At 65.3% G+C, this 7,062-nt stretch carries 6 protein-coding genes; all 6 read left to right on the top strand.

The features are described from left to right. Nucleotides 1–66 precede the first annotated feature (66 nt). The 6 genes from SOX55_RS00140 to SOX55_RS00165 all read left to right on the top strand — a co-directional run bounded on the left by SOX55_RS00140 (nt 67) and on the right by SOX55_RS00165 (nt 6,588). A complete protein-coding gene (locus tag SOX55_RS00140) occupies nt 67–1,380 on the top strand; it encodes a circularly permuted type 2 ATP-grasp protein (RefSeq protein WP_325285401.1) in 1,314 nt (437 codons plus the stop codon). Beyond that, a complete protein-coding gene (locus SOX55_RS00145) occupies nt 1,362–2,036 on the top strand; it encodes an alpha-E domain-containing protein (RefSeq protein WP_325285402.1) in 675 nt (224 codons plus the stop codon). Before SOX55_RS00140 ends, SOX55_RS00145 begins: the two co-directional genes overlap by 19 nt. Next, complete coding sequence (locus tag SOX55_RS00150) at nt 2,033–2,806, top strand: transglutaminase family protein (RefSeq protein ID WP_325285403.1); 774 nt, start codon at nt 2,033–2,035, stop codon at nt 2,804–2,806. The genes SOX55_RS00145 and SOX55_RS00150 overlap by 4 nt, the downstream gene beginning before the upstream one ends. Nucleotides 2,807–2,894: 88 nt before the next feature. Then, on the top strand, nt 2,895–3,812 hold the full coding sequence (locus SOX55_RS00155) for a M14 family metallopeptidase (protein ID WP_325285404.1): 918 nt from the start codon (nt 2,895–2,897) through the stop codon (nt 3,810–3,812). A 1-nt stretch (nt 3,813) separates the two neighbouring features. Continuing rightward, a complete protein-coding gene (locus SOX55_RS00160; RefSeq protein ID WP_325285405.1) occupies nt 3,814–4,749 on the top strand; it encodes a M14 family metallopeptidase in 936 nt (311 codons plus the stop codon). Between the two features lie 192 nt (nt 4,750–4,941). Beyond that, nucleotides 4,942–6,588 carry a SulP family inorganic anion transporter gene (locus SOX55_RS00165; RefSeq protein WP_325285406.1) on the top strand — a complete coding sequence of 549 codons (1,647 nt, stop codon included), beginning with the start codon at nt 4,942–4,944 and terminating at the stop codon, nt 6,586–6,588. Nucleotides 6,589–7,062 lie beyond the last annotated feature (474 nt).

Raw genomic sequence — 7,062 nt, forward strand, 5'->3', positions numbered from 1 at the left:
TTAAAGCAAGGCAGTGACGCCGGTACGGCGCCGCTGCCTTGCCCTTTTTTAAGGAGGGTGAGGAACATGGATGCGCTGATCCGGCATGAGCAGCAGATCAACCAGCAGTTGGCCCGCTACGGTGTCAAATTCGGCATTTATAAAGACGGGACGTTCCAGGAGCGGCTTTTCCCCTTTGACACGATCCCCCGCGTCATCACCGCCCAGGAGTGGTCGGTGCTGGAGAAGGGCCTGATTCAGAGAGTCCGGGCGCTGAACCTCTTTCTGGCGGACGTGTACGGCGACAAGAAGATCATCGCCGACGGCACGCTGCCGGAGGATTTTGTGTTCCGCTCCCCGGGCTACCTGCCCCAGTGCGAGGGCATCCGCCCGGTGAAGGGGGTGTACAGCCACATCTCCGGCATTGACCTGGTGAAGGGCAAGGACGGCGTGTGGTACATTCTGGAGGACAACCTCCGCATTCCCTCCGGCGCGTCCTATCCCCTCATTGCCCGGGACCTGTGCCGCCGCTGCAGCCCCGCCACGTTCCGCAGCAATGACATCCTGGACAACCGGAACTACGGGGAGCTGCTGAAAAAGGCCATGGACAGCGTCAGCACCGGCGGCATCAACGTGGTGTTCACGCCGGGGCGGTACAACGCCGCCTACTTTGAGCACTCCTATCTGGCGGAGAAAACCGGCTCGGTGCTGGCGGAATCCGGCGACCTGTACGTCCGGGACAGCGTCCTCTACTACCGCTCCACCCAGGGCGACCGGCGGGTGGGCGCCGTTTACCGCCGGGTGTCCGATGAGTACATGGACCCCCTGGCCTTTGAGCCGGACTCCCTCATCGGCATTCCCAACCTGATGACTGCCTACCGTGCCGGCAATGTGGCGGTGCTCAACGCCTTCGGCAACGGCGCCGCCGATGACAAGGGCATCTACTATTTCGTCCCGAAGATGATCCGCTACTACCTGGGGGAGGAGCCCATTCTGAACAACGCCCCCACCTACCTGCCCTTCTACGAGGAGGACCGGAAGTACGTGCTGGAGCACCTGGACCGCCTGGTGATCAAGGACGTGGCGGAGGCCGGCGGCTACGGCGTGATGTTCGGCAGCAAGCTGACCCGTGAGCAGCTCGCGTCCATCCGGGACACCATTCTGGCGGAGCCCCGCCGGTTCATCGCCCAGGAGGTCATCGACTTTCAGGACCTGCCCATCATGGACGGCGGGCAGCAGGTGGAGCGGAAGGCGGACCTGCGGGCCTTCGTGCTCTCCGGCGCGGAGGACACGGTGGTCTGGCCCAGCGGCCTGACCCGGTTCTCCCGGAACCCCGACAGCTTTATCGTCAATTCTTCTCAGGGAGGAGGCTTCAAGGACACATGGGTACTGTCACGCTGAGCAAACAGAACCGCCTGTTCTGGCTGGGCCGGTACACGGAACGGGTCTACACCACCATTCAGTTCCTCAGTGAGCTGTATGACCGGATCATTGACGGCAAGGAGGTGGACTACCCCGCCGTCTGCCGCACTCTGGGCATCCCCTGCCCCTACACCGACAGCGAGGACTTCTGCCGACGCTATCTCTTTGACCGGACGGACCCCGGGTCCGTCATCTCCAGCGTGGACAACATGCTGGGCAACGGCATGGTGCTGCGGGAGACCATCTCCACCCCCACCCTGGCCTACCTCCAGATGGCTTACAGCGCCATGGAGCTGGCGGAAAAGAGCGACAGCCCCCGGCTGGAGCTGCAGTGGGTGCAGGATGACATCATGGCCTTCCGGGGCAGCTTCGATGACTCCGTGGACACGGAGACCGCCCGGAACATCACCAAGTGCGGCAGCAGCGTGGAGCGCATCAGTCTCATGCTGCGGCTGGACACGGCGGATGACGCCGCGCTGTGCCGGGAGCTGCAGAAGCTGCTGAACCGGCTGTACAAAACGGACCTGACGGCCAGCCAGGAGGCCCTGGAAGTGGTGACCCGGAAGGCCATGGGCGGCGGTGAGGTGGACCGCTGCCGGCTGCTGGCCAGCGTGGAAGGGCTGTTCCTGGTATGAGCCGGACGCTGTCCTTTTACTATGACATTCTCCTGACCTTCGGGGAGCCGGTGCGGAGCCACGCCTTTGTGCTGCGGTGCGTTCCCCCCTCCTTCCCCGGCCAGGAGGTGCTCACCGTCTCCCTGGCCCTGGACCCGGCGGTGAGCGTGGCCTTCCAGCATGACGGCTTCGGCAATCTGCTGGAGGCGGGACGGGTGGAGGGCCACCACGACCGCTTCCGCTACACCGTCCAGGGCACCGCCCGGCTGGACCTGAGCCGCCGGGTGCGGGAGGCCCCCCACCCCGTGTTCCGCTACCCCTCCCCCTTCACCGGCACGGACGAAGCCATGGAGGACTGGCTCCGGCAGCTAACGCTGCCGCCGGACCCCCGGGAGCGGGCCTGGGCCCTGGCCGCCGCCGTAGGCGGGCGGATGACCTACCTCCCCGGCGTCACCAGCGTCCGCACCACCGCCGCGGAGGCCTTCGCCGCGGGGCAGGGGGTGTGTCAGGACTTTGCCCACATCTATCTGGCCCTGGCCCGTAGGGCGGGGCTTACCGCCCGGTATGTCAACGGTCTCCCGGAGGGGGAGGGCGCCAGCCATGCCTGGTGCGAGGTGTGGCTGGACGGCGTCTGGACCGGCATCGACCCCACCCGTGGCCGCTGGACCGGTGAGGACTACCTGCGCTTCAGCGTGGGCCGGGACTTCGGGGACTGCCCCATGGAGCGGGGCGTGTTTCTGGGACTCACCACCCAGTCACAGACGGTGTTCATGCGGGTCCGGCCTCAATAATCCATCCTTGAAAACCACAGAATTCGCCGCAATGGAGCGGGTGTGAGAGACGTCTTTCCCGCCCCGCGGCAGGAAAGGCGTTTCATTTATGATACAGGAAGTTGTGCGGGTCCCCCTGGCCGTGGGAGAGGACCTTGTGATCCCGAAAAACCGGGTCGGCAGCGGCGGAAAGCGGCTGTGCGTTGTCACCGGCACCCACGGCGACGAGCTGGAGGGGCAATATGTGGCCTGGAAGCTGAACCGGGTGCTCAGCGACCACCCGGAGCATCTCCACGGCACCGTGGACATCTACCCGGCCCTGAACCCCCTGGGCATCAGCACCATCACCCGGGGCATTCCCCTGTGCGATCTGGACATGAACCGCACCTTCCCCGGCAGTGAGGGCGGCTCCATGTCCGAGTTCGTGGCCGCCCGGCTGATTGCGGACCTGCAGGGGGCCGACGTGTGCGTGGACATTCACGCCAGCAACATCTTCCTCCGGGAGATTCCCCAGGTGCGCATCAACGAGAACACGGTGGAGCGGCTGGTGCCCCTGGCCAGACACCTGGGCATGGACTTCATCTGGGTCCACGCCGCCGCCACCGTGCTGGAGTCCACCCTGGCCCACAGCCTCAATGCCCTGGACACCCCCACCCTGGTGGTGGAGATGGGCGTGGGCATGCGGCTGACCCGGTCCTACGGCGACCGGATGGTCAACGGCCTGCTGTCCCTGATGAGTCATCTGGGCATGTGGGACGCCCCGGTGGCGCCGGTGGCGCCGCCCATCATCAGCTCCGACGGCAGCGTCTTTTTCGTCAACGCCGCCGCGGCGGGCATCTTCGTCCCCGCCGTGGCCCATGACGCCCGGGTGGAGGCGGGCCAGCCCATCGGCCACATTGTGGAGCCTCTCACCGGGGAGGTCCGGGAGACGCTGAAAAGCCCCGCCGCCGGGCTGCTGTTCACCCTGCGGGAGTACCCGGTGGTCTACGAGGGCTCCCTGATTGCCCGGATTCTGGGAGGTGCGTGAGATGCGGGAATTGGAATTGTTCACGGTGGACACCCCCTACCGCCGGCCCCTGCCGGTACGGGGCTGGGCCTTCGGCGCCCCTGAGAAAAAGAGTCTGGCCGTTGTAGGTGCCCTGCGGGGCAACGAGATTCAGCAGATGTACGTCTGCTCGCTGCTGATTCAGTCTCTGGCGGAGCTGGAAAGGGAGGGCCTGCTGGCCCCTGACGCCGGGATTCTGGTGGTTCCCTGCGCCAACCAGTTCTCCATGAACGTGGGGCGGCGCTTCTGGGCCGCCGACAACACGGACATCAACCGGATGTTCCCCGGCTACGAGGAGGGCGAGACCACCCAGCGCATCGCCGGGCGGCTCTTCTCCGCCCTGCAGGGCTTCCGATGGGGCATTCACCTCACCAGCTTCTACCTGCCCGGCGACCACCTGCCCCACATCCGCATCATGGACACCGGCTATGAGCGGGCGGAGGAGGGCCTGGCCTTCGGCCTGCCCTACGTGGTGGTGCGCCAGCCCCAGCCCTATGACACCACCACCCTGAACTACAACTGGCAGATCTGGGAGACCCGCACCTTCTCCCTCTACACCACGGAGACGGAGTGCATCGACCCCGATGACGCCCGCCGGGCGGTGCAGGCGGTGCTGCGGTTCCTCCACGCCGGCGGCCTGTCCCTCCGGGACGTGCCCCCCTCCGGCGTGACGCCGGAGGTCTTTCAGGAGTGCGGCCTGCACAACATCCTCTCCGGCGCCGGCGGGCTGCTGCTGCGCAGCCGGGAGCCGGGAGACGTGGTGAAGTCCGGCCAGATTCTGGCGGACATCCTGGACCCCTGCACCGGGGAGGTGCTGGAGCACCTGCGGTCCGACTGCACCGGCCGGGTGTTCTTCGCCCGGAAGTCTCAGCTCATTGACGGCCACGAGGTGGCCTTCCGCATTCTGCCGGAGGTTTGATAAGCCCCTTCCCCGGCGCTGCCCGGACGCCGGTCCGGGCAGCGTTTTTGCGGAGGCAGCAGATTTTCCTCCAAAATCCGGAAAAATTCCTTGAAAAATCCAGTTCCATCCCTTATGATCTAATGCGGACGTTTTTTTCCGCATTCCAGCACTTTTTCCGTACTTTTTCCAGAAATAAAGGAGAGCCCGCCCATGAACGACCTGAAACCCCAGCTCCTACTGTCCCTGAAGGATTACAGCAGGGAAAAATTCCTGAAAGACCTGGTGGCCGGCGTCATCGTCGCCATCATTGCCCTGCCTCTGTCCATCGCCCTGGCCCTGGCCTCCGGCGTGTCCCCGGAGCAGGGCCTGTACACCGCCATTGTGGCCGGTTTCCTCATCTCCGCCCTAGGCGGCAGCAAGGTCCAGATCGCCGGCCCCACGGCGGCCTTCGCCACCATCGTGGCGGGCATCGTGGCCAAAAGCGGCATGGACGGTCTGGCCACCGCCACCATTCTGGCGGGCATCATCCTGGTTCTGATGGGCCTGCTGCGGATGGGCAGCATGATCAAGTTCATCCCCTACACCATCACCACCGGCTTCACCGCCGGCATCGCCGTCACCATCTTCATCGGCCAGATCAAGGACTTTCTGGGCCTGACCTTTGAGAAGTCCCCCATTGAGACTATGGAGAAGCTGGAGCAGGTGATCTCCTGCATCGGCACGCTGCGGCTGCCGGCCCTGGCGGTGGGCGCCCTGGCTCTGGCCATCCTCATTCTCTGGCCCCGGGTGTCCGCCAGAATTCCCGCCTCTTTGGTGGCGGTCATCGTCACCGCCGGAGCGGTGGCGCTGCTGGGCCTGCCGGTGAACACCATCGGCGACCTGTACACCATCTCCAGCGCCGCCCCCTCCTTCCGTCTCCCCGCATTGTCCTACGCCACCGTGGCGGCGGTGCTGCCCGACGCCTTCACCATCGCCATTCTGGCAGCCATCGAGTCCCTGCTGTCGGCGGTGGTAGCGGACGAGATGATCGGCGCCCGCCATAACTCCAACATGGAGCTGGTGGCCCAGGGCGTAGGAAACGCGGCCTCCGCCATGTTCGGCGGCATTCCCGCCACCGGCGCCATTGCCCGGACGGCGGCCAACATCAAAAACGGCGGCGTCTCCCCCATCGCCGGCATGGTCCACGCCGTGGTGCTTCTGCTGGTGCTGGTGCTGCTGATGCCCTACGCCGCCCTGATTCCCATGCCCTGCATCGCCGCCATCCTCTTCCAGGTGGCCTACAACATGAGCGGCTGGCGCACCTTCCTCCAGGTGGTGAAGCACTCCCCCAAGAGCGATACCGCCGTGCTGCTGCTGACCTTCTTCCTCACCGTGGTGTTTGACCTGGTGGTGGCCATCGCCGTGGGCCTGTCCCTGGCCTGCCTGCTGTTCATGACCCGGATGGCCAACGTGTCCTCCGTCAAGGAGTGGGAGTACGTGGAGGACACCCAGGACGACCAGGGCCGGCTGAAGCCCGTCCCCGCCCACGTGATGGTGTTTGAGATCACCGGGCCCATGTTCTTCGGTGCCGCCGACAAGATTCCCCACATGGACCGGGAGACCGACAAGAGCGTGCTGATCCTGCGGATGCGGGCGGTTCCGGCGCTGGACATCACCGCCCTGAAGGGCCTGCGCCGCCTGTGGGAGGAGTGCAGCCGCCAGGGCATCCAGGTGGTGTTCTCCCACGTGAACGAGCAGCCCATGTCTGTGTTCAAAAAGTCCGGCCTGCTGGACGAGGTGGGCGCCGACAACTTCCAGCCCAACATTGACGCCGCCCTGGAGCGTGCGGTGGCCCTGCGGGCGGAGCAGCAGGCGTAACGCCTAACCGAAAAATGCCTCGCTTTTTTGTCTGCTGAGCAGCCCAAAAAGCTGCCGCTGCGTGGCGCAAACGCTTGCTGCGCAAGCTTTTTGCAGGCATTCAATTTCACACGAGGGGGCTACCGGACACCGTCGCGGCAATACGATCCCCGGCCCCGCCGGGTCCGACGATCGTGCCGCTTCCTCGAAAGCGGTTCGCTTTCTCCGCCGCCGGCGGCGCTTCACCGCTTTCCCCCTCGTACTCCCCCTGCAAAACGAAACCCTTTTTCCCAAAGCAGAGGCTTTTCGACAGTCCCAGGCAGCCCCGGCAAAGCCGGGGCTGCCTTTCATCATACCGCGCCCCTCTTTCTTCGGAACCCACAGACGGGGCCGGGGGGGGGGGGACAAACCCCCCCCCCCCGACACGGCGCAGTACCCGGCGCACCCCCAAAGTGCAAATTATAAAAACCCCCACCAAACAAACAACAAAAAAAA

This window comes from Dysosmobacter sp., assembly GCF_034093755.1.
Classification (GTDB): domain Bacteria; phylum Bacillota; class Clostridia; order Oscillospirales; family Oscillospiraceae; genus Oscillibacter.

What these genes read in the sequence shown, in the direction of transcription:
- SOX55_RS00140 (WP_325285401.1), top strand. Translation starts at nt 67, where the DNA reads ATGGATGCGCTGATCCGGCATGAGCAGCAGATCAACCAGCAGTTGGCC.
- SOX55_RS00145 (WP_325285402.1), top strand. Translation starts at nt 1,362, where the DNA reads ATGGGTACTGTCACGCTGAGCAAACAGAACCGCCTGTTCTGGCTGGGC.
- SOX55_RS00150 (WP_325285403.1), top strand. Translation starts at nt 2,033, where the DNA reads ATGAGCCGGACGCTGTCCTTTTACTATGACATTCTCCTGACCTTCGGG.
- SOX55_RS00155 (WP_325285404.1), top strand. Translation starts at nt 2,895, where the DNA reads ATGATACAGGAAGTTGTGCGGGTCCCCCTGGCCGTGGGAGAGGACCTT.
- SOX55_RS00160 (WP_325285405.1), top strand. Translation starts at nt 3,814, where the DNA reads ATGCGGGAATTGGAATTGTTCACGGTGGACACCCCCTACCGCCGGCCC.
- SOX55_RS00165 (WP_325285406.1), top strand. Translation starts at nt 4,942, where the DNA reads ATGAACGACCTGAAACCCCAGCTCCTACTGTCCCTGAAGGATTACAGC.